Origin of the sequence: Paraburkholderia fungorum (assembly GCF_046026025.1) — a bacterium.
Taxonomy (GTDB): Bacteria; Pseudomonadota; Gammaproteobacteria; order Burkholderiales; family Burkholderiaceae; genus Paraburkholderia; species Paraburkholderia fungorum_E.
Genome location: NZ_JAQQFL010000003.1, coordinates 201,833 through 224,098, shown reverse-complemented (window position 1 = coordinate 224,098; position 22,266 = coordinate 201,833). Strand labels below are relative to the sequence as shown.

Below are 22,266 nucleotides of genomic sequence, written 5' to 3'. Positions count from 1 at the left end.
GTTTTGAAAGCCCTCGTACTCGAAGAAGCGCGCCAACTCGCGCTGCGCGATATCGACCTGCCGCTCGAAGCCGGTCCTCGCGACGTCAAGATCAAGATTCATACGGTTGGCGTTTGCGGTAGCGACATCCACTACTACACGCATGGGCGCATCGGACCGTTCAAGGTCGATGCACCGATGGTGCTAGGTCACGAAGCGTCCGGCACCGTGGTCGAAACGGGCAGCGAGGTCACGCATCTGCATGTGGGCGACCGCGTTTGCATGGAGCCAGGCATTCCGCAATTCGACTCACCGGCAACGATGCGCGGCCTGTACAACCTGGACCCTGCAGTGCGTTTCTGGGCAACGCCACCCATTCACGGTTGCCTCACGCCGTACGTCGTGCATCCGGCGGCATTCACCTTCCGGCTTCCCGACAATGTGTCCTTCGCCGAGGGCGCGATCGTCGAGCCGCTATCCATCGGACTGCAGGCCGCCAAGAAAGCCGCGATGAAACCCGGCGACGTCGCCGTCGTGATCGGCGCGGGGACGATCGGTGCGATGACCGCCCTGGCCGCACTGGCGGGCGGCGCATCGCGCGTCATTCTGGCCGACATGGTCAAGGAAAAACTGGCGCTCTTCGCCGACAACCCGGCAGTAACAACGGTGGATGTGCGCGAGCAACGGCTCACCGATGTCGTTCGGGAAGTCACCACGGGCTGGGGTGCCGACGTCGTATTCGAAGCGAGCGGCAGCGCGAAGGTCTACGACGACCTATTCGATCTGCTTTGCCCGGGCGGCTGCGCGGTCCTTGTCGGCATGCCGGTCGACCGCGTGCCGCTCGACGTCGTCGCCATGCAGGCGAAGGAGGCGCGCCTCGAATCCGTGTTCCGCTACGCGAATGTATTCCCGCGCGCGCTGGCGCTGATCAGCTCGGGCATGATCGATGTAAAACCGTTCATCTCGCGCAAGTTCGCATTCGCCGACGGTCTCAAGGCGTTCGAAGAGGCCGCAGCAGGCCACCCGACCGATGTCAAAATCCAGATCGAGATGGACTGAGCCATGGCCAAAATCGTCTGCAAAGGTCTCACGAAACGTTACGACGGCGGCCCGCCGGTGCTGCACCCACTCGATATGGAAATCACCAACGGCGAGTTCGTGGTGTTGCTCGGGCCATCCGGATGTGGCAAGTCCACGATGCTTCGCATGATCGCGGGTCTCGAAGGGATTAGCGGCGGGGACCTTGCGATCGGTGACACCATCGTGAACGACCTGCCGGCACGCGAGCGCAACGTCGCGATGGTGTTCCAGAACTACGCCCTGTATCCGCACATGACGGTGTACGACAACGTTGCGTTCGGCTTGCGTCGGTTGAAGGTACCGGCTGCGGAGATCGATCGTCGCGTGCGGGAAGTCGCTGCGATGCTAAACCTCGACGCGTTGCTCGATCGCAAACCGCGCGCCATGTCCGGCGGACAGCAGCAGCGCGCGGCAATCGCCCGGGCAATGATCAAGACACCTGAGGTATTCCTCTTCGACGAGCCGCTGTCCAACCTCGACGCGAAACTGCGCGCCCAGTTACGAGGCGATATCAAGCGGCTACACCTGCGCCTGAAGACCACGACCGTGTACGTAACGCACGACCAGCTCGAGGCCATGACGCTCGCCGACCGCGTGATCCTGATGCGAGGCGGACGGATCGAACAGGCCGGCACGCCATCTGATCTCTACCATTTCCCGCATACGCTGTTCGCCGCGGGGTTCATCGGCACACCCGCCATGAATTTCCTGTCCGCAACGGTCGAGCGAACCGGTGAAGCGTGCTTCGTCCAGGTGCAGGACCAGCGCTGGGCGCTTGCCGGGCCGCGTTTCGCAGGGCTGCAGGCCGGCCAGGCGGTGAAGCTGGCGATCCGGCCGAACTATCTGAAGGTGGCGTCCGCAGACGACGAGTTCGGCTCGCTAAAGCTTCGCGGCAAGGTGGAACTGATCGAACTACTGGGTGCGGAGGCGCTTGTCACATTCGAGTTCGCCGGCGAACGCCTGGCCGCCCTGGTGCCGGCGGGTAATCTGCCCGTACTGGATAGCGTGGTAACGTTTCAGTTCAAAACCGCTGACCTGCACGTTTTCGATGCCCAGACGGAGCACAACGTTTCATTGCCCGTCCCTCAGAACGACCGAGCAGCGCTCGCCAGCCCGCCGCATCAAGACACCGGCGTAGAGGGCACGGCTTTGCATTAACACAGAAGACGCGGCGTCGAGACGGCCGAGAAGGAGAAGCGGTATGAATCCAGACCTGGAGTTAGTGCACACGCGACGGGACGAGTCGTTCCGTGCCTGGGTGCACGACTATCCGCATACGGTAGCGAAATGGCACTTTCATCCGGAGTATGAGATTCACGTCATCCGGGCGTCGACCGGCAAGTTTTTTGTCGGCGATTTTATCGGCGACTTCGCGCCGGGTAACCTGGTAATCACCGGGCCGAATTTGCCGCACAACTGGATCAGCGAAGTCGGCGAGCGCGACACCGTGCCGTCACGCGACGTCGTTCTCCAGTTTTCGCGTGACGCGGTCGAACGCATGGCGGCCGCGTTCACCGAACTGCATTCGATCGTCGGCCTCGTCGACGATGCGGCGCGCGGCATCCAGTTTCCGGATGCGGTGGGTCTCGCCATTGCGCCAATGATGCTGGAGCTTGCTGTTTCCCACGGTTGCCGCCGCGTCGAATTGTTGATGGCGATCTTCGACAAGCTGTCGTCGTGCACGGAGCGCACCCTGCTGGCGGGACCCGCATACGACGTCAACGCGCAGCGTTACATGCAGTCCACGATCAATCAGGTGCTCTCGTACATTCAGCAGAACCTCCCGGGCACGTTGCGCGAAGCGGATGTTGCCGAGCTTGCCGGCATGAGCGTGAGCACGTTCACACGTTTTTTCCGACGGCATACCGGGTGTACGTTTGTGCAGTACCAGAACCGGCTGAGGATCAACGAAGCGTGTGAACTGCTGATGTGTTCGACGCTTAGCGTGACGGAGATCTGCTACCGCGTTGGCTTTAACAATCTGTCGAACTTCAATCGTCAATTCCTTTCAACGAAGGCGATGCCGCCATCGAAGTTTCGCGCGCTGCATCAGCTTAACGAACACATGATCGCGGCTTGACGTTTTGCTTCGGCGAGACGAGCCGGCCGCACGAACCAGGACGACACTCTTGACCTTCCTTGGAATCGACCTTGGGACCTCCGAGGTAAAAGCGTTACTCACAGACGACGAATCGCACACGATCGCCACCGGCAGTGCACGGCTCGAAGTCGAGAAAATTCACCCCCACTGGTCCGAACAGAGTCCGCAGGCGTGGTGGCACGCCACGCTGGATGCCATCGCGCAGATACGGGTGGCCAATCCAGCCGGCTTTTCGGCGTTGCGCGGGATTGGCCTATCCGGACAGATGCATGGCGCGACGCTGCTCGATCGCGCCGGACAGGTGTTACGTCCGGCGATCCTGTGGAACGACACGCGGGCGTTTGCCGAATGTGTGGAGCTCGAAGCGCTGGTTCCGGAATCGCGCTCGATTACCGGCAACCTTGCGATGCCGGGTTTCACCGCGCCGAAACTGCTCTGGCTGTCTAAATATGAACCGGCTGTGTTCCGCGCCGCGCATAAGGTCCTGTTGCCGAAGGACTACGTGGCGTGGCGGCTGACTGGTGAGTTCGTCTCTGATATGTCCGATGCGTCGGGCACGCTGTGGCTCGATGTCGGGAAGCGTGACTGGTCGGACAGGATGCTCTCCGCGACCGGTCTCTCGCGTGAGCATATGCCGAGGTTGGTGGAAGGCAGCGAGGCAGCGGCGCAGTTGAACGATACGTTGCGGCGCGAATGGGGGATTGCGGGTCCTGTGCTGCTGTGTGGTGGTGCGGGGGATAACGCGGCGAGTGCGATCGGTATGGGCGTCGCCGAGGCCGGTAGCGCGTTTCTGTCGCTAGGAACGTCTGGCGTGCTGTTTGCCGGGACGGACCGGTTTGCACCGAATCCCGCGCAGGCGGTGCATGCGTTCTGCCATTGCTTGCCGGATCGGTGGCATCAGATGAGTGTGATCCTGTCGGCGGCGTCGAGTCTCGCGTGGCTGTCCGACGTGCTTAAGAAGGATGTTGCTGAGCTTGCGGGCGTGGCCGAGAAAGTCGATGTGCGGGACGCGCCGCTGTTTTTGCCGTATCTGAGCGGTGAGCGTACGCCTCACAATGACGCGAATGCCAAGGGTGTGTTCTGGGGGCTAACGGGCGCTCACGGTGAGGCCGAGCTTGCGTACAGTGTGATGGAAGGCGTGGCTTTCGCGATGGCCGATGGTTACGCGGCGCTGCAAGGTGCAGGCACGACGCTGGACACGGCTTCTTTCATTGGAGGTGGTTCGCGTAGCCGGTTCTGGGCGAAGCTTTGTGCGACCGCGACTGGCGTTGCAATGCGCCGCCATGATGGTGGCGATGTCGGTGCGGCTTTGGGCGCCGCACGGCTTGCGCGGTTGGCTGTGACGAACGAGAACGTTACGGAGGTGTGTGCGGCTCCGGCAACGATTGAGGTGTGCGAGCCGGATGCGGGGCAGCGGGCCGTGATTGGGGATCGGCTCGCGCGGTATCGCAGGATATATGGGGCGCTTAAGGACGAGTTTTCCAGATGAGTGCCGCTGTCTGGGTTGTGGGTTGATGCGGACGTTCGAATGTTCGAGTCACTCTGTGGATGAGTGGCCGCGAATGGCCGCTCATGTTGGCACTGAGACGGAGGAAAACCGTCTCAGTGCGCGGATCGTTGAGCGATTCGGATGCAGCACGCTGCCACTTAGCGATCTCTCCCTTATCGCCTAGTGTGACGTGACAACGTGTTCCTGCAATGCTTCGGCTCTTAACTCCGCAGCGTGTTTCTCTGGCGAAGTTTCGCGCTCCAGGGCGTTTGCGGCGGCTACAGGTCCTTTCGCTCTCTGCGATGCCTCTGCAAGCAGGTTTGCCGCCTGACGTGCCGTGATGCGGCTGTGCGCAACGCCCTTCGCATCGAGCGCGATCACCTGGTACAACTCGCGGTCGCATTCGAGTTCCTGCTGATACTGCTCCATTGTGTCCACCAGCAATTCAAGCAGCGTCTGACGATGTCGCCTTTCCTCACTTGTGATTGCAGGATTCCTACATATCGAGGACGCAAATGTGATCAAGGTGTCCAGTTGATCCCGATGCCGGTCGGATAAATGGAATGCCGACAGGGCAAGCTTTTCGTACTGGAGGGCGTCGACAGGCGGACGTGAAGCGAGTTGATTTTTGGTGGACTTGCTCATGGTGCGATCTCCCTGTTACTTCTCGGATCGCCCGACACTCGCTGGAAACGTGGGTGAGCGGGCACGAAGTAGGGTTAGCAGACCGGCGTTCCAACGAACCGGCGAGCCTTGCGGCTCCCCTACCAAGGCCCGCCCATTGAAATATAGACGTGCAGAGGTAGACGCACTACCCGCCGGAGCGGGTGTGCGGTTGGAACGTCAGGCTGCTAAACCTGGTCGCCGGGTGTCTCCCGACGACTTGATAATTATAAATCAGGCGACCTAGGTTGCATTCAACCTTGAAAGCTAAATGTTTAATTTGGCCGAATGGATAAGGGCATGTGAGACGAGGGGGCACGTGTTGGGTCGCGTCAAGCGATTGGTATCGGCTGCGCTCAGGCTCACAAGAGCCACGCACAGCGTCGTAAAGCGGCCGCTCACATCCTGCGATCTCTTAGCTCGCTTGGAGCTTCTGTGCACAAAACCCATAGTCCGATGACGTAGTGCACAGCTTCAAGTGCCTTCCTCGGGCGCCACCGCTATGACGCCCGGCGTACGGAATACATTAGAGCGTCTCTGGTGTCTCAGTGCACCGGTTCGATCTTGAAATCATCGACCGCTACGCCAAGGTCCACGCCCTCACCGCTGCCGCTCAACGCCATCGATGTCGTTCCCTTGGTCAGCACCTGGGCAGTACCGCTCTTCCCCGCGCCGGCCGAAGCGCCGGCCTGCACATAACTGCCGTACACATCCCTGATGCTGTAGACATGGGTGATATCGCCGTGGCCGTTGACGTGAAACTTGCCAGCCGTCAGGCCGCCGCCGTGCACGCTGATCGTGACTCTGGCCTTTTGCCCATTGTCGCAAGTTACTCTGCCGCGTCCTTCGGCGTGCTGATAAATCGCCGACCATCCGGACATGCTGAAGGTCAGATGGCATTTCACCGGCGCGCCGCCTGCCTGAGCCGGGGCGGCGGTCAAGCCCGTCAGGGCACCCACGCACAGCAACGTGGCGGCAGTCGATACAAGGGTATGCTTGCTCATAGAAGTCTCCTGGCACCTGAACATAGGGTAACCAGTGTAACCGTCATTCGCAGTGGGTCGGCTGACGGCCACCCAAATGTCCATGCGGCAATGCGGACTGCCGAGCCAGAGAGCCTGGGAAACATCAGTCAGCCGCCGACGCCATTCGCGCTTGTTCTCATTTGCGACAACATGTCCCGGATGCGAAGCTGCGATACAGGCTGATCTTGGCGACGTTCGCCTGCTTCACGATTTCCTCCACACCCACCGCTCGAAGGTTCTGTCGCAAGAACATCTAAATGCGCTGCGGTATGGCTTCTGCGAAAAAATCGGTGACCCGTCGCACACGCGCCGGTACAAACCGGCGTCTCGGCCAGACGAGGCTTATGTCTCTGGCGTCGCCTATAAATTCGTCGAGAATAGTGAGGACGTCCGGATGCCGGAGATCATCAGTAAGAGAGACCTTGGCAAACCGGCCGATTCCCACGCCGGCTAGAACACCAGCCCGGATCGTTTCGACACTGTTGGACGTGAGATTTCCGCGCACGGACACGCTAAATTGACCTTCTGGTCCTACAAAAGACCAATGCGTTGACTCCGCCAGGCCGCGATATACAAGGCAATTGTGACCAACGAGCTCGGCGGGGGTCTTTGGCATTCCGCGTTGCTCGAAGTAGCGACGGGATCCAACGCATACGAGGGGCGTGCTGGCCACGCGTCTGGCAATCGCGTCGGGATCGTTGACGGGCCCCACCCGGATCGCCAGATCGATCCCGTCCTCCACCATATCTCGCACGAAGTCCGAGAGAATGAGATCGACCTGAAGGCCAGGGTTGAGCGACAACAGGTCGGGGATAAGCGGCAAAATATGAAGACGGCCGAAAGTACCTGATGCAGCGATCCTGATCAGACCCGAGACATTGTGCGTGCTGCTGGTCAGTTCGCTGTCGGCGTCATCCATCTCGTCAAGCAGCGGTTTTGCCCGATCGTAGTATCTCTGCCCTTGATCCGTCAGGGTCACGCTGCGCGTACTTCGGTTAAATAACGCCACCCCGAGGCGTCTCTCGAGCGCGCCGATAGCCTTGCTGATGACCGACTGTGAGTCGCCGGTTCGACGCGCGGCGGCGGTAAAACCGCCTGCTTCAACCACGGCTACGAAGGCGTTTAATTCGTGAAATCGATCCATATTAATTCCCCCTTGGAATTAATATTATTATAATTATCACTATTATCATAGGATCAGGCATCACCCACAATCCAGCTTTCTCCACACGTTGAAGGACTGGTGTCATGAATATCGATCTCACTGGCCGCAGGGCCGTCGTTACCGGGTCAACGGCGGGTATCGGCCGAGCCATTGCAGAAGGGCTGGGGCGCGCAGGCGCCGCGGTCGTGATCAACGGCCGCACAGAGAAGCGCGTCGCCACGGCGCTTCGGGAGCTTCGCGAACTCTTGCCAAAGACGGAGTTCACTGGCGTCATCGCCGATCTTGCGACCCCGGAAGGCGCGGCGGAGTTATTCGCTCAGGCGCCGGATGCGGACATTCTCGTCAACAACGTGGGTACTGGGCGTCCGAAGTCCTTCTTCGAAATTGAGGACAGCGAGTGGATCAATCTCTTCGAACTTAACGTCATGAGCGGCATTCGCGCCTCCCGCCACTATGTGCCGAACATGACGAAGCGCGGCTGGGGGCGCGTCGTCTTCATCAGCAGTGAGTCCGCGCTTGCCATCCCCAAGGACATGATCGACTACGCCACGACCAAGACCGCTCAGCTCGCCATTGCGAGGGGCTTGGCCGAGGTGGTTGGCGGAACGGGCGTCACCGTTAATTCGGTTCTGCCTGGTCCGACGAATTCGGAGATCATGGGTGGTTGGGCGCAGGCGAACGCAGATGCGCAAGGCATTACGCGTGAGGAAGCCGAGCAGCAGTTCCTGAAAACGAATCGCCCGACCACGCTCCTCAATCGCTTCGCGACAACCGAAGAAGTCGCAAACCTGGTCGTCTATGTCTGCTCGGAGCAGGCGTCGGCGACAACCGGTACTTCCTTGCGTGTCGACGGCGGTGTCGTTCGGACAATTGCATAGGGCGCACGCTTTTTCACTCGTTCAACGCGGCTTCGGGAAGGGACCACACCATCGGTTCCCTCCCGGAGTAGACGACAGCCCAATTCAAATGCTCCTACATTCGTACGAGCATTTCCACTCCAACCATCAACCCGGCATATCTCATGAGCGATGCGATCATAGGTTTTGGCGCCATCGGCCAAGCACTTGCTCGGGCGTTCCTGCAGTCGTGTTGGCCGACGTGCGTGATCGGACCGCAGGACTGCGGCGAACGACACTACGGATTGCGAACTTTATATCCTACGCTTCAGGAACATCGATTGTCCCTTCAAGATATTGAACGGCCTGGCCGGAGATATACACCCGGTCGTTCAGTACACGGCAATGGAGCAGCCCGCTGCGGCGTGACGCCTGCAAGGCCACGAGTTCGGACTTGCCCAAACGCTCGGACCAGAATGGTGCAAGCGCTGCGTGAATGGATCCGGTCACCGGGTCTTCATCGCCGCCATTGGCAGGCCAGAAGTAGCGGGACACAAAATCGTGGTCATCGCCGCGCGCCGTCACGACCACATCGAGCGGAGCCAGTGTTGACAGCAGCTTGAGTTCGGGTACGACGGAACGCACTTCGTGTTCGGTTTCGTAGACGGCGACGTAGGCTTGCTGATTGACCAGTATTTCTTGAGGCCGTATCGAAAGCCCCATCGTCAAGTTGTCGGGTATCTCGTTCAATCGCTCAGGCCGACGCTGTGGGAAACTCATTTCAATCAGACCGTCATCCATACGGCGAACAGTAAGCCGACCGACTGCCTTCGCAACAAATTCGATGACTTCCAGATCGTCACATCGCTTGAAGATCACATAGGCACTTGCCAGCGTGGCATGTCCACAAAATGCGATTTCGGTGAGAGGCGAAAACCAGCGCACGTCGAACGCGCCGCCAGCATTTTTCACGAAGAATGCTGTTTCAGACAGATTGTTCTCGGTAGCGATCGCCTGCATCAAGCTATCGGGCAGCCAGTGTTCGAGCGGCACCACCGCAGCGTAGTTACCCTTAAAGACCTTGTCCGCAAATGCATCGATCTGATAGATCGGGAGTTTCATGAAATGCTCCTGTTCAAAGCGATAGGTTTGTCAGCAACCTGCAGTCCAAATCGTTGAACACGATATCAGCCCGTTCGGCTGGCCAACATGTACAGTTTTCGATGCCGGGGACAAAATGCAACCGTGGTCAGTGACCATCCGCCAGAGCCGACGACGCGAGGTATAGGCCGAGTGTGAAGGTCCGTTGTCTGGCTAATGCCGACGCCCGAATGTCCGCGTGAGCGAGCGGTCGAATGTACGTAGATGGCCGGACACGGTCCGACAGCAAGCCTCCGTGGCCGGCCCGTTTCAGCCTACGCGTTGCCCTACGAGGCCTTCGAGCCGCGTTTTTTCCCGACGGTGTCAATTTGATCATCCTGTCATAGTCGTCTGGCACGATGCATGGTTTCCTGTTCGGCCCGAACTGCGCCCTGGCCGGGTAAAAAAACCGCATCCGCGAATTTTGCCCGGATACCCTATGTGCGGACCGCGCCGCGCGTTTGCATCGCAAATCCACTAGGACAACAAGGTATCGAACACATGAGCTTCGTGCACTTTATTGGTGGGGAAAAAGGCGGGGTGGGAAAATCGCTCGTCGCCCGCGTTCTGGCGCAGTACTTCATCGACCGCAAATTGCCGTTTCTTGGCTTCGACACTGACCGCTCGCATGGAGCGCTGCTGCGCTACTACGCCGATTTCACCGCGTCAGCCGCGCTCGACGACCACGACAGTCTCGACCCGGTTATCGAGCACGCTCTCGAACATCCCGAGCGCCGCATCCTTGTCGACCTCGCGGCGCAGACCCAGCAATCGGTCTCGAAGTGGTTCGACGACTCCGACGTGCTCGGTATTGCGCAGGAAAGCGGCATTGCACTTACGTGGTGGCAGGTCATGGACGCGGGCCACGATTCGGTCGACCTGTTGCGGCAATGGCTCGATCAGTTCGGTGGCAAGTTGCGCCTCGTGATCGTGCTGAACGAAATCCGAGGCGAGCGCTTCGAATTACTGGAAGCCTCAGGCCAACGTCAGCGCGCGGAAGCGCTTGGTGCGAACGTCGTTTCACTGCGCCATCTTCCCGACACGACGATGCAGAAAATCGACCAGAAAAATTCGAGCTTCTGGGCCGCGGCACATCATCCGGATCGCGCGAGCACCGGTCTTGGCATGCTTGAGCGCCAGCGGGTCAAGGTCTGGCTCAACCGCGCTTATGAGGAAATCGACAAGGTCGCGCCCTGACCGACGAACAGCCAGAACTCGACGGGCCGGGAAGTTCGGCGCCCGCCCGTAAGTCGCCTGTCCCTCTTCCTACGCGAACTCCCCGTGCCGACCCACAAGGGACCTTCGGTTTCCTCCAGAGCGGTGGTTCGGCATAGTCGACGCCCATGCGAACTAGCGATCTGCGAGGCTATGGTGTCCGTCACCAATTCCCCGTCATTGGACACCTCAGAAGCCAGACGGGGTGGAGCAGATCTTGCAACGACCCCGTCAACGTCACCAAGTCGTAGATGCGTCCGCGGCTATTGCGTCGCAATTTGGCAGCGATTGACTTCAGCGGATACCGCCCGCAGATGGGTAGCCAGGGGCATTGGCAATTGAGGTGTCGACGCCCTGCCATCTGAAGTAGTAAACGCCAATGACGATGCATATCACGCAGATCGCCAATGCTGCTCCGATCATTTTCTTGGTTGGACGACCCATGAATCGAACCCCATAGTTAGCCCTGGTAGCAGTCGCGTTGTCGCCAGGTCCGGTGCAATGGTCCAGCGCTCGCGATTGGCCGAACTCAGCCTGACAACGACCGGCTCAGTTCGACCCAGTGCAGCCCCCGACGAGTGGCAGCTTCGGAGCAGTCAATTTTAGGGCACTCCCGATCAACGTTTATCCACCGCCCCACATTCCAGATACGGCGTAAGCACAACTTCGATCCATTTCATGAATGCGCGGACTCGGCGCGACAGATTGCTCCGATGTGCTACGACGAGGGACACGGCGAGCGCCCGGCGACGAGAGTCGGGAATAACCTCCACAAGCGCCCCACTCTCCAGGTATCGGCCAATCCCCAGGAGTGGCGCCTGAATCAGGCCTAGGCCGGCGAGCGCAGCGGCTTCGTAGATCTGCGCGCTGTTGACGTGTAGCGTACCCGGCAACTGAAGCGTCGCGTAGCTGTCGCCGTTCGGATATTCCCATCCAAAAGGTCTTGAGCCGAGCATCGTCGAAAAATGAATTGCCCGATGTTCCTGACGCTGGAGATCCTCTAGCGATCGAGGGACGCCATGGCGCGCAAGATAGGCGGGACTGGCAGCGTTGACCATGCGCAGCAGGCCCAGTGGGCGGGCAATCAGCGTCTCGTCCCGTATCGGTCCAAGCCGCAATACACAGTCGAATCCCTCTTGAACCAGATCGACTTGCCGATCCGTACTCGACACCTCCAGCTCCAACTCGGGGTGAGTCGCCATGAACTCCGGCAAGGCCGGGACGATCGTGGTGCGCGCCACTTCGGACGGAAGATCCACCCTTAGACGCCCGCGAAGTGCCACGTGCTCGCCTGCGAACATCGAGTGCAGGTCATCGACTTCAGCAAGCAGATCGCGGGCGCGCGCACGAAACGCACGTCCGTCCTCTGTCAACTGCACGCTCCGCGTCGTCCGGTGCAGGAGTCTGACACCGACATCTTCTTCCAGCTTCCGGACAGCCGTTGAGACCCTCCCCTTTTGGATACCCAAGCTGTCGGCCGCGCGGGTGAAGCTCCCCATTTCCGCGACCGTTACGAATATGAGGAGGGGTTCGAGATTCTGCATTTTCGCGCCTCGGAATTGTTCACCACAGAGATAACAGTTAGTTCACTTTATCGGCGTTTATCATAATTCAAAAACACAATAATCTTCGAAATTGAGACCCACATCGGAGAACAACACGTGACTGAAACTATGACCTTGCATCGCGCCCTGTGGGCCGGCCGGGTGATGAGCGCGTTTGTCGTTATCGCTCTGGTGGCAGACGGGATTATTCAGCTTTTCGTGCCAGCACAGATCGCGAGCATGTTGCAGGAAACCGGGTTCGCGATGGACGTTGCCCGTGTCGTGGGTCCGATCGTCCTTGCCTGCGCCATCCTTTACGCCATCCCGGCTACCGCCGTCCTCGGCGCGATCCTGGTGACGGGCTATCTGGGAGGCGCCATCTGCGCCCATGTCCGCATTGGTGAGTTGGGATCGCCGCCAGAAATCATTTCGCTGGTTCTGGGCGCGTTGACATGGGGCGGCCTCTACGCGCGCAACTCCCGTATCCGAGCCATTCTGCCGCTCATTCGTTAAGCCAACCGGGGCAGTCCTCTGTCCCTCAATATCTGGAGAAAGCATATGTTTTTAGTAACGGGAATCACGGGAAACGTAGGTGGCGCAACGGCAGAACGTCTGTTGGCGCACGGCGAGAAAGTACGCGCGCTGGTCCGCAATCGCGAGAAGGCGGCTCACTGGGCGAACCAGGGCGTGGAACTGGTAGACGGCGATTGGAATGATTCGGCAGCCATCGAGCACGCGCTCAAAGGCGTCGAAGGCGCGTTCGTCATGTTGCCGGCTGTCTGGGCGCCCTCGCCCGATTTCAAAGAAGCCAGGGGCGTGATTGCAAACTATGTCGAGGCGCTCACCAGGGCATCGCCCCCGCGAGTGGTTGCGCTTTCGTCGATGGGGGCGAACAGAACCAGCGGGCTGGGGATGATCACGGCGCTGTCGCTTCTGGAGCAAGGATTTCGCGACCTGACATTGCCGATCGCTTATGTGCGCGCCGGCGGATTTTTCGAAAACTTCCTCTACGGCTTGCATGTTGCCCAAGGTGGCACGCTCCCCGTCTACTACAACCCGACCGATCGGAAATCGACCATGGTCGCGACCAATGACATCGGCACCGAAGTCGCAGCGCTTCTGACCGGGCCGGCATGGACGGGGCATCGCGCCATCGAGCTCGGTTCGATGGTCAGTGCGGATGAAGTAGCGACACAATTGGGTGAAGTCCTGAAGGTCGACGTCAACGCTTTTGCTGTACCGCGGGCCGGGTGGCCGGCAGCGTTCGAGCAGCTCGGCGTTCCGAAGGGCCAGACGGGACCGGCCGAAGCGATGTATGACGCCGTCAACTCAGGCTGGATGGACCTCGGCGTCGAGGGTACGGAGCACGTCCCCGGCGCGACGTCTGCCCGCGATGTCTTCGCGGCGGCCCTGAAGGCCGCTACAGAATAGGTCAGCGGATCAGCGATGGGATACGACTTTGGAAATCTACTCCGGATATTCTGACCCCATCGTGATTCTGGCAGAGCAACCAAAAGAACCCATTTCCTTATGAAATGCGGCGTTCATACCAACAACTATCGAGATCGACTATGAAGGTTCTTGTTTTGGGTGCAACGGGCGGAACCGGACGGCTGATCGTCCACGACGCCTTGGAGAAGGGTCATTCCGTAGTCGCGTTGGTTCGCTCGAAGGCGCGCGCGCCCGACTTCCCAGGCGCAGACCTCATTGAGGGGGATGCCTGCGACGAAGGCGCCCTGATGCGCGCCTTGAAAGGCTGCGATGCCGTCGTCAGCTCGCTGGGCACGGGCGTTAGCCCTTTCAGCGAAGTCAGCGTTCTGACCGAAGCGACACGCGCGCTGCTTCCGGCGATGGCCCACAGCGGCGTGCGCCGTCTAATCTGCATCTCCGCCCTGGGGGTAGGAGACAGCCGTGGCCACGGCGGCTTCGTATTCGACCGGCTATTCCAGCCCTTGCTGCTTCGCCATGCCTACAAAGACAAGGGGCGTCAGGAAGCCGCGATCCGCGCCAGCTCACTCGATTGGGTCATAGTCCGGCCCGCGATGCTCACCAACGATCCAGCTCGCGGAAGCGTCAGGGCCATCGTTGACCTCGCCGGCGTCAACGGCGGGAAGATCGCACGCACCGATGTCGCTCGGTTCGTTGTGGAGCAACTGGCGACTAACATCTGGTTGAAGCGGACCCCCGTTCTCCTATGGTGAGGACCGGTCTCGTGGATCACTTTCTTCAACCACCTGGTGGCGAGTGCAGGCTCTGCCGACATTGATGGGTGTGTCGGCAGACGACGCGTTTTCAGTTGTTCTCGAATGTCCGCTTTGCGGCGTCAATTTGAAGCGGTCGACGGGCAGGTATTGGCCGAACCCTGCCCGACGATGAGCGGCCCAGTTCGACCCCGAAGAAACGTTCGTTTCTCCCGAAAGCGGTCGTTGGATCTGCCGAACGAGCTGCCGCGCCCCATCTCGTTCGCATCGCCGGACGGCCACTGCCGATGTTCACGTAATGCTGAGCTGCGCGCGTCAACGGTATAAGGCTTTGCGGCCAACGTGTTCATTCAACGTTGAACCCGCGGCCCACTCAACTTCGAATGTTATTGCTGATTACCTGTGCCCAATCGCCGATTTAGGGGACGCCCACGCGGATGTGGATGAACGTCTCTGAGTGACGCCTGGTGCGGCGGATGATTCCGTTTGCCTAAACGCGCAGTGGGAGGGCCGCAGCAAAAAAGTCAGTCGCGCGACGCACGCGTGCCGGTACAAACCGACGTTTTGGCCAGATGAGGCTGACGTCTCTGACCTCGCTTATAAATTCGTCGAGAACCGTGATCACGTCCGGATGTCGGAGTTCATCGGCAAGAGAGACCTTGGCGAACAGGCCAATTCCAACACCGGCCAGAACCCCAGCCCGGATCGTTTCGACACTGTTGGACGAAAGATTTCCGCGAACGGACACGCTGAATCGTCCTTCAGGTCCTACAAACGGCCAATTCACCGACTCCGTCAGACCGCCATATAAAAGGCAATTGTGATCGACGAGTTCGGCGGGGGTCTTTGGTATTCCGTGTCGCTCGAAGTAACTGCGGGAGCCGACGCATACGAGGGGGGTGCTAGCCACGCGCACGACAACCGCATCAAGATCGTTGACGGGGCCCACTCGGATCGCCAGATCGATCCGATCCTCCACCATATCTCGTACGAAGTCCGAAAGAACAAGGTCGACCTGAAGGCCGGGATTGAGTGACAACAGCTCGGGTATGAGTGGAAGGACATGAAGGCGGCCGAAAGTAGCGGATACGGCGATCCGGATCAGACCGGAGACTTTAAGCGTACTGCTTGTCAGTTCGCAGTCGGCTTCATCCATCTCGTCAACAAGCGGTTTTGTCCGGTCGTAATATCTTTGGCCCTGGTCCGTCAGGGTTACGCTGCGTGTGCTTCGATTGAGTAGCATCACGCCGAGGCGCTTTTCCAGCGCGCCCACCGCCTTACTGATGGCGGACTGTGAATCGCCGGTTCTACGCGCTGCGGCGGAGAATCCGCCCGCTTCAACGACGGCGATAAAAGCGTTCAACTCCTGAAACCGATCCATTGCATTTCCCCCGTTGATCCATTCTCTTGAAGAATAGATCTTATGGGAAATCTGCAGATTATCATTCCCGGCCACCGCAATTACCATGAGCCTGTCATTCACGAACAGACAGAAAATTCCAATGTCCACTCTCGCTGGCAAGATTGCCGTCATTAGCGGCGGAACGACCGGGATCGGTTTGGCGACCGCCCAGCGGTTCGTCGCTGAAGGCGCTCACGTCTTTATTTTTGGCCGTCGGCAGGTTCAGCTCACCGAGGCCGTCAAACTGATCGGCCGCAACGTCACCGCGATTCAGGCTGACGCCGCGAACCTCGATGACCTCGACCGTGTCGCCGCGGCAGTACGGGACGACAAAGGTGTCGTCGACATCATCGTGTCGAACGCGGGCTTTACGGAGCAGGCTTCGATCGACACCCTCACGCCCGACCATTTCGACAAGGCATTCAACCTTATGGCCCGCGGCCCCGTCTTCCTGGTGCAGAAGCTGCTGCCCTTGATGACAGGGGGTGGATCGATCGTTCTGGTCTCGTCGGCCATGCACGTCATGGGCATTCCTGGCCACACCGCTTACGCGGCGACCAAGGCGGCGTTGCGTTCCTATGCCCGCACCTGGGCTGCGGAATTCAAGGATCGCGGCGTCCGCGTCAACATGCTCAGCCCTGGCGTCACTGACACCCCGATTCTCGACTCCCAGTCGGCGACACGCGAGGATCTGGTGAACATGTACCGAAGCATGGTCCCGCTCGGCCGACTCGCTCGGGCTGAGGAGATTGCCAGCGCGGCGCTCTTCCTCGCGTCCGATCAGAGTTCGTACGTGACAGGTGCGGATCTGATGGCCGATGGTGGCATCGGCCAGGTCTGAGACCCCACGCGTTCAAGGCGCGATCGATGAATGCCTCACTCGAATGAAAAGACGGACATGCTCCACCCAATACCGGCGGACCGCACCTACGCCGGTTCGTCAAATGCAGTGCTTCGTGTCAGCGTCTCCCAAGCATCAAAATCCCGGGCCATTGCAGCAAGCTGTTTGCGTGCGAGTTCCAGCGCGTCGGCCCCTAGCAGCAGATGCAACGGCGGTTGCTTCGCTTTCAGCGCCTCGATAATCGCAAGTGCGCCTTTCAACGGATCGTTCTGCTGCTTCCCATCCGCGGCGAGCAGAGCATCGCGTTGCTTACCCAAGGTCGCAGCGAACTCGGGAAGACGAATATTGGATTGCTGCATCGAGCGGCCGCGAAAATCTGTCCGGAATGCGCCGGGTTCTACAATCGTCACACCAATGCCGAACGGCGCCACCTCCTTTGCGAGCGTTTCTGAAAGTCCCTCCAGCGCATATTTGCTCGCGTGGTAGTAGCCGACGTTCGGAAAAGTGGTCAGTCCTCCAATGGAGCTCACGTTGACGAGGTGCCCTTTTGCACGCTGCCGCATACCCGGTAGCACGGCCTGCATCATGGCGATGACGCCATGCACGTTGGTATCGAACTGCGCGCGGATCGCGGCATCCTCGCCTTCTTCGATCGCCCCAATATAGCCATAGCCAGCATTGTTCACGAGCACGTCGATCTGTCCGAAGCTGTCATGCGCGGCCTTAACCGCTGCGTTGATCTGCCGGACATCCGTGACGTCAAGGCCCACAGCGAGAGCCCGATCGCCATAGCGTTCTGAAAGGTCATGCACTGCATCCGGCTTGCGGGCGGTCACGACCGCACGATAGCCATGTTCCAGGACCTTTTCTGCCAACGCGCGGCCCAGACCGGACGAGCTTCCGGTGATCATCCATACCGCATTGTCGTCAATCATCGTTCCTCCATTTCACGTCGAATGTCTACACCTGGCTTCGGCTGGTGCCTTGACGATAAGAAAGCATAGATGCGAGTATTCATTCAATCATCCCGGATAATTCGAATGGGTCATGCAATCAGATAAAACGATATCGTGTGGGATATTGGATGACCTCTCGGCCTTCGTGGCAGTTGCACGGACACTGAGCTTCTCCCGCGCAGCTGCGGAATTGAACGTGTCCAATTCGATGCTGAGTTATACGATCAAGCGTCTGGAACGTCGCCTCGGCTATCCGCTGCTTCGACGAAACAGCCGTAGCGTAGCGCCCACCGCCGAGGGGCAAACGCTGCTGTTGACGCTGCAACCTGCATTGGAAGCGATAGATGGTGCCTTGGGCAACCTCAGCCGAACCCGCGATCGCATTTCGGGCACGCTTCGAATCACAGCCACACGCGAAGGGTATGAGGCGGTCATCCGTCCAGTACTGAGCGATTTCAGTGCGACTTATCCGGGCGCAACCGTCGAAGTCATCATCGACTACGCGTTCAGGGATATCGTTTCCGATCGCTTCGACGCCGGCATCCGGCTGGGTGAGAAGCTCGAACAGGACATGGTGGCGTTGCCGGTCGGACCGTCGCTCAGGATGGCCGTGGTCGCGTCGCCGGCGTATCTGTTGCAACATCGAGCGCCGGTAACGCCGGAAGAGCTTCAGCATCACCGCTGCATCAACTACCGGATGGAAAGCACGGGCAGCCTGTATCCATGGGAGTTTGAAAACGACGGTCGAAAGCTGAAAGTGGCGCTGTCGGGGCCGCTGACTTTCAATGAGCCGGGCCTGATGCTGCAGGCCGCCGTCGATGGTCTCGGCGTGGCCTACATACTGGAGCACGAGGCGGCGCCGCATGTTGAAACGGGGCGTCTGGTTCGGATACTGGACGACTGGTGTCCACCGTTTGCGGGATTCTTCCTCTACTACCCGTCGCGCAAACAGGTTTCGCCGGTGTTGGCGGCGTTCGTGAAGCGCCTGCGGGCGCAGTAACACGGCTCATGAAGACCACTTTCGCAACCCGACAGGTTTTCACGCGCAACCCTCGGCTAACAATGTGAGCTTACATTGTTAGCGATCCATAGGATCGCTGGCGAACGACTATTCGTGGCCGAAGTCTGCCGGATAGCAATCGTCCCAGTTCGACCCTCAGCGAACCTCTGGCAGCCGAAGACGAGTGTCCAATTCCTTCGCAGAACCGAACACTGGACGATTGTTGCGGCTATCATCCTCCATCGTCCGAGTCCGCCTTCACGGAACCGGTAAAGAATCAGACGCATGCAGGCATGGTCGAGATTAATATCAGAGGCTTTTGTCGACCGGGAATGGATGCCGCGTGCGGGGAGCACTGGACTGAGCCAGCGCATTGATTGGGAAGCGTGTCGATACGCTGCAACGGAAATCTCTTGCAAGGTTTTCGGCATGGCCCTCCGCCGTTCGTAACGCGCATCGGTTGAAGCGCCAGCAGTTCAACACGAGCGCCGCGTGGAAGGAGAGGTGCATCCGTCTAGCTAATGTCGGATCGGGGAGCGAATGTCCGCGTTTTGCGGGAGAGCCGCCCTTCCGCCTCGTCCCTCGCCTGTCGGGTAATGGCCGAACTCGGTCCGATTTAATCGCGGCGATCTGGCACGACTCAGCGCGGCCGCGTCCGGCAGATTTAGTCCGCGGGATATGCAATGTAGCGAATGATCTTCCAGCTACCGTTAGCCTGGCGACCGAACACGTCGAGCCCGGTCTCGTCATGGGTGACCTGTTTGCCACCCTCTTCGGTAGCAGTCGATGCCCAGGTGAGGCGGACGATGGCGAGGCGGCCGGAGACGATGACCTCCTTGATTGTCAAGCCGTAGTGGATGGATTGCGTTGTATTGGCCAGCGCGCGATGCAGGCGCTCGCAGAGCAACGGGTATGTCTGCTCGGGCAAACCTTGGAAATCGTAACGGAGATCCGGCGCGAAGAGGTCGCAGATATGCACGGCGCGTCGTGCGTTGAAATCATCCCGCCATTGGTCAAGGGCAGAGCGAACAATCGCCGCGGGATCTTCGGCCACCGTCTTCGCACTAGACACACTGGGGAGTGCGGCGATGGCGATTGCGGTCAACGCGAAGCCGATAGGGTGGATCTGTCGTCTCATTTAGGCTCCTTGCATGCATCCTGATCGACGCAATGCTCACGTCTTTCTGCTACCTCGGCCGGCTGAGTACTTTCTCGCTGACGGAGGCGCAGTATCCCTCTCCAGTTCAGCATGGTTGATCCGCAGGACTCTAGCCTCGTCGGATATAACCTTGATTTAGGCATCGCCGAGCTACCGTCTTGTTGTGTCTATCCGACCGGCGCTGGCCCTGTCGCCGGGCCGCCCCTCACGAGCCCCTCGGTTTCCCCCCCAGACGACGCCCGTCGCCATAGACAAAATCGGAAAGACGCCCCGATTAACCGCAAATGAAAATACCAGTCAAGGGATTAATAACAAGCTGCCGGACGTGCGGCCGCTCTCGAGGTCAGCTTGTGCCGTAGCAGCTTCCGACAGCGCATATTCGCCCCCAATCTCAGCGACAACACCGGCTTGCATCGCCGCGATAAGTGTCTTGGATGCGACGGAATACGTGTTCAGGTCTGCCGAATAGGCCATGATGCTTGGACGAGCGAGCGACAGTGAGCGGCGAGGGCCCAACTGATCGACGCTGATCGGCGGTATCGGCCCAGCCGCCTGTCCTATGCTCGCGACTGTACCGAAGGAGCGAACACAGGCAAACGTCTTTGCGAGCATGCTGCCGCCGATGCCATCAATCGCAAAATCAACACCCTCACCACCGGTCAGGGCTGCGACCTCGGACACGATATCGGCGTCACGTCCGACAATGACATGATCGGCACCATGCGTTCTGGCAATGTGTGCCTTCTCGGCTGATCCAGCCGTACCTATCACCGTTGCACCAAGATGTTTGGCCCAGCGGACCAACATTCCACCGAGACCGCCGGCTGCGGCATGGACCAGGATGGTGCTTCCTGTGCTGACCGGGTATGTGCGCGTTAGCAGCATATGTGCGGTTATACCTTTGAGCATCGAGGCGGCTGCAACGCGCAAGCTGATGTCGTTTGGTAAAAGAATCAACCGTGTTCGTGGCAGCAGCCGTGTTGCGGCGTAGGCGCCAACGGGCGCGCCTGCGTAGGCGATACGATCGCCAGTTGCGATATCGACAACCCCCGCTCCCACGGCTTCGACTATCCCCGCGCCTTCGACACCAAGAACCGCCGGCAGCGAAATTGGGTAAAGGCCGGTGCGATGATAGATGTCGATGAAGTTGACGCCAACTGCCTCGTGCCGGATGCGTACTTCGCCCGGTCCGGGGGGCTGCGGTTCGCAGGAAACGACTTCCAGTTGATCCACGCCGCCAACACCCGTCATTCTGACCATTCGATCCATTGCGTTTCTCCGCTAAATTCAACGCATTTTCAATCATTGCCGCTTGATTGAAAATTCCCTAAAATTTGCCATCGCATGTGAAAAATTTAACAATGGCAGACTGGGAAAATCTTCGGCATTTTGCAGCGCTGGCACAAGCGGGCACCTTGTCTGGTGCGGCCAGGCAGCTTCACGTCGAACATGCAACGGTCGCTCGGCGCATTGCCGCGCTCGAAGCGGAACTCAACCTGAAGCTCATCGATCGGCGTGGCCGTAAGCTGTCGCTTACTGCTGACGGCGAGCGTATTGCGGCGTTGGTTGAGGGTATGGAGAGAGGGGCTCGGGCGATCGACCGCGCGGTGGAAGGTTCACGCTCTGAGCTGACGGGCAGTGTCACCATTAGCGCGCCACCGACCTTCGCGGCAGCAATGTTGGCACGGCCATTGGTGGCGATGCGCAACCAACATCCCGGTATCAAGGTTTGCATTCTCGGCGAAACGCACAGCACCTCGCTGGATCGCAGGGAAGCGGATATAGCCATCCGGCTCAGCCGCCCTACCGAGGGTCATCTCATTGTCGTGAAGCTCACGGAGCTTTCATTCCAGTTGTACGGCAGCGCTGCGTATCTCAACCAAACGTCATCGGACGACTGGGTCTTTGTTGGATACGGCGAAAGCATGGACGCGATCGCTCAACAAGCTGCCCTTATCAAGCAGATGGCAGCACGATCGATCTGTTTCCGGGCGAGCACGCTTGAAATCCAGCATGCATTGGTGCGTGAGAGCGGGGGCGTGGCGATGCTGCCGGATTTCATGGCGGGAAATGATTCAACGCTCGTGCTGGCAGCGTCCGACCAACCCGTAGTGATGAGAGATGTTTGGCTCGCCTTACATCCAGATATGAAAGGTTCGGCCGTCATCCGCACCGTCGTCAACGCTATTCTCGAAGATTTCGACGTGACGCTGTGAACCAGAGTTAAATTTCTCCGGCACCCACCTCACCCAGGCGGTAGACCCGCTGATCTCCGCTCGTGACAAACGATACGTAACCTGTACCGACAAGGGACGATCGATCGGTAAACCTTGGATGGAAAAAATCGCCACGTCCTGAACCTTGCATCCCCAAGGCAGTGCGTTGAGAAAGCAAACAGAGCCCTCACCGGGTTCCTGAACCGACCTCTACGAAGACTACCGTTCTTACGACAATCATCAGAAGTCCGGAC

The 22,266-nt window shown here is 59.4% G+C and carries 22 protein-coding genes; 12 read left to right on the top strand and 10 right to left on the bottom strand.

All coding sequences use genetic code 11. The features are described from left to right. Positions 1 to 3: 3 nt before the first annotated feature. From PQR67_RS05210 to xylB, 4 genes are read left to right on the top strand one after another with little or no spacing between them, the layout of a single operon-like run. On the top strand, positions 4 to 1,038 hold the full coding sequence (locus tag PQR67_RS05210; protein ID WP_408455408.1) for an NAD(P)-dependent alcohol dehydrogenase: 1,035 nt from the start codon (positions 4 to 6) through the stop codon (positions 1,036 to 1,038). Between the two features lie 3 nt (positions 1,039 to 1,041). Beyond that, complete coding sequence (locus PQR67_RS05205) at positions 1,042 to 2,217, top strand: ABC transporter ATP-binding protein (RefSeq protein ID WP_408455405.1); 1,176 nt, start codon at positions 1,042 to 1,044, stop codon at positions 2,215 to 2,217. 43 nt (positions 2,218 to 2,260) lie between these two features. Continuing rightward, positions 2,261 to 3,139 carry an AraC family transcriptional regulator gene (locus PQR67_RS05200; RefSeq protein ID WP_408455403.1) on the top strand — a complete coding sequence of 293 codons (879 nt, stop codon included), beginning with the start codon at positions 2,261 to 2,263 and terminating at the stop codon, positions 3,137 to 3,139. Between the two features lie 49 nt (positions 3,140 to 3,188). Beyond that, positions 3,189 to 4,649: a xylulokinase gene (gene xylB / locus PQR67_RS05195; protein WP_408455400.1), complete on the top strand. Its 1,461-nt coding sequence runs from the start codon at positions 3,189 to 3,191 to the stop codon at positions 4,647 to 4,649. A gap of 180 nt (positions 4,650 to 4,829) precedes the next feature. On the opposite strand, the gene PQR67_RS05190 is transcribed toward xylB, so the two are convergent. From PQR67_RS05190 to PQR67_RS05175, 4 genes are all read right to left on the bottom strand, one after another. Beyond that, complete coding sequence (locus PQR67_RS05190) at positions 4,830 to 5,294, bottom strand: hypothetical protein (RefSeq protein WP_408455397.1); 465 nt, start codon at positions 5,292 to 5,294, stop codon at positions 4,830 to 4,832. A 563-nt stretch (positions 5,295 to 5,857) separates the two neighbouring features. Then, positions 5,858 to 6,316: a hypothetical protein gene (locus PQR67_RS05185; RefSeq protein ID WP_408455394.1), complete on the bottom strand. Its 459-nt coding sequence runs from the start codon at positions 6,314 to 6,316 to the stop codon at positions 5,858 to 5,860. A 157-nt stretch (positions 6,317 to 6,473) separates the two neighbouring features. After that, positions 6,474 to 6,590 carry a TetR family transcriptional regulator gene (locus PQR67_RS05180; protein WP_408455391.1) on the bottom strand — a complete coding sequence of 39 codons (117 nt, stop codon included), beginning with the start codon at positions 6,588 to 6,590 and terminating at the stop codon, positions 6,474 to 6,476. After that, positions 6,591 to 7,481 carry a LysR family transcriptional regulator gene (locus PQR67_RS05175; protein WP_408455388.1) on the bottom strand — a complete coding sequence of 297 codons (891 nt, stop codon included), beginning with the start codon at positions 7,479 to 7,481 and terminating at the stop codon, positions 6,591 to 6,593. 104 nt (positions 7,482 to 7,585) lie between these two features. Here PQR67_RS05175 and PQR67_RS05170 point away from each other — a divergent pair, with 104 nt between their 5' ends. Next, the gene (locus tag PQR67_RS05170) at positions 7,586 to 8,380 is read left to right on the top strand and encodes an SDR family NAD(P)-dependent oxidoreductase (RefSeq protein ID WP_408455385.1); all 795 of its coding nucleotides are present in this window, start codon (positions 7,586 to 7,588) and stop codon (positions 8,378 to 8,380) included. 279 nt (positions 8,381 to 8,659) lie between these two features. Here PQR67_RS05170 and PQR67_RS05165 read toward each other — a convergent pair whose 3' ends face one another. Beyond that, positions 8,660 to 9,460, bottom strand: coding sequence for a PhzF family phenazine biosynthesis protein (locus tag PQR67_RS05165; protein ID WP_408455383.1), 801 nt, complete (start codon positions 9,458 to 9,460; stop codon positions 8,660 to 8,662). Between the two features lie 519 nt (positions 9,461 to 9,979). On the opposite strand from PQR67_RS05165, the gene PQR67_RS05160 reads away from it, so the two are divergent. After that, positions 9,980 to 10,675 carry a nucleotide-binding protein gene (locus tag PQR67_RS05160; protein ID WP_408455380.1) on the top strand — a complete coding sequence of 232 codons (696 nt, stop codon included), beginning with the start codon at positions 9,980 to 9,982 and terminating at the stop codon, positions 10,673 to 10,675. Positions 10,676 to 11,310: 635 nt separating this feature from the next. Here the strand turns inward: PQR67_RS05160 and PQR67_RS05155 are convergent. Beyond that, complete coding sequence (locus PQR67_RS05155; protein WP_408455377.1) at positions 11,311 to 12,237, bottom strand: LysR family transcriptional regulator; 927 nt, start codon at positions 12,235 to 12,237, stop codon at positions 11,311 to 11,313. A 117-nt stretch (positions 12,238 to 12,354) separates the two neighbouring features. On the opposite strand from PQR67_RS05155, the gene PQR67_RS05150 reads away from it, so the two are divergent. From PQR67_RS05150 to PQR67_RS05140, 3 genes are all read left to right on the top strand, one after another. Continuing rightward, positions 12,355 to 12,750 (top strand): DoxX family protein, encoded by a 396-nt coding sequence (locus PQR67_RS05150; RefSeq protein WP_408455374.1) that lies wholly within the window; start codon positions 12,355 to 12,357, stop codon positions 12,748 to 12,750. 45 nt (positions 12,751 to 12,795) lie between these two features. Continuing rightward, positions 12,796 to 13,668: an NmrA family NAD(P)-binding protein gene (locus tag PQR67_RS05145; protein WP_408455371.1), complete on the top strand. Its 873-nt coding sequence runs from the start codon at positions 12,796 to 12,798 to the stop codon at positions 13,666 to 13,668. Between the two features lie 140 nt (positions 13,669 to 13,808). Beyond that, positions 13,809 to 14,438: an NAD(P)-dependent oxidoreductase gene (locus PQR67_RS05140; RefSeq protein ID WP_408455368.1), complete on the top strand. Its 630-nt coding sequence runs from the start codon at positions 13,809 to 13,811 to the stop codon at positions 14,436 to 14,438. A 490-nt stretch (positions 14,439 to 14,928) separates the two neighbouring features. Here PQR67_RS05140 and PQR67_RS05135 read toward each other — a convergent pair whose 3' ends face one another. Next, the gene (locus PQR67_RS05135) at positions 14,929 to 15,819 is read right to left on the bottom strand and encodes a LysR family transcriptional regulator (protein WP_408455872.1); all 891 of its coding nucleotides are present in this window, start codon (positions 15,817 to 15,819) and stop codon (positions 14,929 to 14,931) included. Between the two features lie 121 nt (positions 15,820 to 15,940). On the opposite strand from PQR67_RS05135, the gene PQR67_RS05130 reads away from it, so the two are divergent. Continuing rightward, complete coding sequence (locus tag PQR67_RS05130; protein WP_408455366.1) at positions 15,941 to 16,681, top strand: SDR family NAD(P)-dependent oxidoreductase; 741 nt, start codon at positions 15,941 to 15,943, stop codon at positions 16,679 to 16,681. An 86-nt stretch (positions 16,682 to 16,767) separates the two neighbouring features. Here the strand turns inward: PQR67_RS05130 and PQR67_RS05125 are convergent, their stop codons facing one another. Next, positions 16,768 to 17,616 (bottom strand): oxidoreductase, encoded by an 849-nt coding sequence (locus tag PQR67_RS05125; protein WP_408455363.1) that lies wholly within the window; start codon positions 17,614 to 17,616, stop codon positions 16,768 to 16,770. A 112-nt stretch (positions 17,617 to 17,728) separates the two neighbouring features. Between PQR67_RS05125 and PQR67_RS05120 the strand changes: the two genes are divergently transcribed. Then, complete coding sequence (locus PQR67_RS05120) at positions 17,729 to 18,637, top strand: LysR family transcriptional regulator (RefSeq protein WP_408455360.1); 909 nt, start codon at positions 17,729 to 17,731, stop codon at positions 18,635 to 18,637. 664 nt (positions 18,638 to 19,301) lie between these two features. Here PQR67_RS05120 and PQR67_RS05115 read toward each other — a convergent pair. Together PQR67_RS05115 and PQR67_RS05110 are read right to left on the bottom strand one after the other, a co-directional pair. Next, positions 19,302 to 19,775, bottom strand: coding sequence for a YybH family protein (locus PQR67_RS05115; protein WP_408455357.1), 474 nt, complete (start codon positions 19,773 to 19,775; stop codon positions 19,302 to 19,304). Between the two features lie 318 nt (positions 19,776 to 20,093). Then, on the bottom strand, positions 20,094 to 21,065 hold the full coding sequence (locus PQR67_RS05110) for a quinone oxidoreductase family protein (protein WP_408455354.1): 972 nt from the start codon (positions 21,063 to 21,065) through the stop codon (positions 20,094 to 20,096). 92 nt (positions 21,066 to 21,157) lie between these two features. Between PQR67_RS05110 and PQR67_RS05105 the strand changes: the two genes are divergently transcribed. After that, positions 21,158 to 22,012: a LysR family transcriptional regulator gene (locus tag PQR67_RS05105; RefSeq protein ID WP_408455351.1), complete on the top strand. Its 855-nt coding sequence runs from the start codon at positions 21,158 to 21,160 to the stop codon at positions 22,010 to 22,012. The last annotated feature ends 254 nt before the right edge of the window (positions 22,013 to 22,266 follow it).

What these genes read in the sequence shown, in the direction of transcription:
- PQR67_RS05205 (WP_408455405.1), top strand. Translation starts at nt 1,042, where the DNA reads ATGGCCAAAATCGTCTGCAAAGGTCTCACGAAACGTTACGACGGCGGC.
- PQR67_RS05200 (WP_408455403.1), top strand. Translation starts at nt 2,261, where the DNA reads ATGAATCCAGACCTGGAGTTAGTGCACACGCGACGGGACGAGTCGTTC.
- PQR67_RS05190 (WP_408455397.1), bottom strand. Translation starts at nt 5,294, where the DNA reads ATGAGCAAGTCCACCAAAAATCAACTCGCTTCACGTCCGCCTGTCGAC.
- PQR67_RS05185 (WP_408455394.1), bottom strand. Translation starts at nt 6,316, where the DNA reads ATGAGCAAGCATACCCTTGTATCGACTGCCGCCACGTTGCTGTGCGTG.
- PQR67_RS05180 (WP_408455391.1), bottom strand. Translation starts at nt 6,590, where the DNA reads ATGTTCTTGCGACAGAACCTTCGAGCGGTGGGTGTGGAGGAAATCGTG.
- PQR67_RS05175 (WP_408455388.1), bottom strand. Translation starts at nt 7,481, where the DNA reads ATGGATCGATTTCACGAATTAAACGCCTTCGTAGCCGTGGTTGAAGCA.
- PQR67_RS05170 (WP_408455385.1), top strand. Translation starts at nt 7,586, where the DNA reads ATGAATATCGATCTCACTGGCCGCAGGGCCGTCGTTACCGGGTCAACG.
- PQR67_RS05165 (WP_408455383.1), bottom strand. Translation starts at nt 9,460, where the DNA reads ATGAAACTCCCGATCTATCAGATCGATGCATTTGCGGACAAGGTCTTT.
- PQR67_RS05160 (WP_408455380.1), top strand. Translation starts at nt 9,980, where the DNA reads ATGAGCTTCGTGCACTTTATTGGTGGGGAAAAAGGCGGGGTGGGAAAA.
- PQR67_RS05155 (WP_408455377.1), bottom strand. Translation starts at nt 12,237, where the DNA reads ATGCAGAATCTCGAACCCCTCCTCATATTCGTAACGGTCGCGGAAATG.
- PQR67_RS05145 (WP_408455371.1), top strand. Translation starts at nt 12,796, where the DNA reads ATGTTTTTAGTAACGGGAATCACGGGAAACGTAGGTGGCGCAACGGCA.
- PQR67_RS05140 (WP_408455368.1), top strand. Translation starts at nt 13,809, where the DNA reads ATGAAGGTTCTTGTTTTGGGTGCAACGGGCGGAACCGGACGGCTGATC.
- PQR67_RS05135 (WP_408455872.1), bottom strand. Translation starts at nt 15,819, where the DNA reads ATGGATCGGTTTCAGGAGTTGAACGCTTTTATCGCCGTCGTTGAAGCG.
- PQR67_RS05130 (WP_408455366.1), top strand. Translation starts at nt 15,941, where the DNA reads ATGTCCACTCTCGCTGGCAAGATTGCCGTCATTAGCGGCGGAACGACC.
- PQR67_RS05125 (WP_408455363.1), bottom strand. Translation starts at nt 17,616, where the DNA reads ATGATTGACGACAATGCGGTATGGATGATCACCGGAAGCTCGTCCGGT.
- PQR67_RS05120 (WP_408455360.1), top strand. Translation starts at nt 17,729, where the DNA reads ATGCAATCAGATAAAACGATATCGTGTGGGATATTGGATGACCTCTCG.
- PQR67_RS05115 (WP_408455357.1), bottom strand. Translation starts at nt 19,775, where the DNA reads ATGAGACGACAGATCCACCCTATCGGCTTCGCGTTGACCGCAATCGCC.
- PQR67_RS05110 (WP_408455354.1), bottom strand. Translation starts at nt 21,065, where the DNA reads ATGGATCGAATGGTCAGAATGACGGGTGTTGGCGGCGTGGATCAACTG.
- PQR67_RS05105 (WP_408455351.1), top strand. Translation starts at nt 21,158, where the DNA reads ATGGCAGACTGGGAAAATCTTCGGCATTTTGCAGCGCTGGCACAAGCG.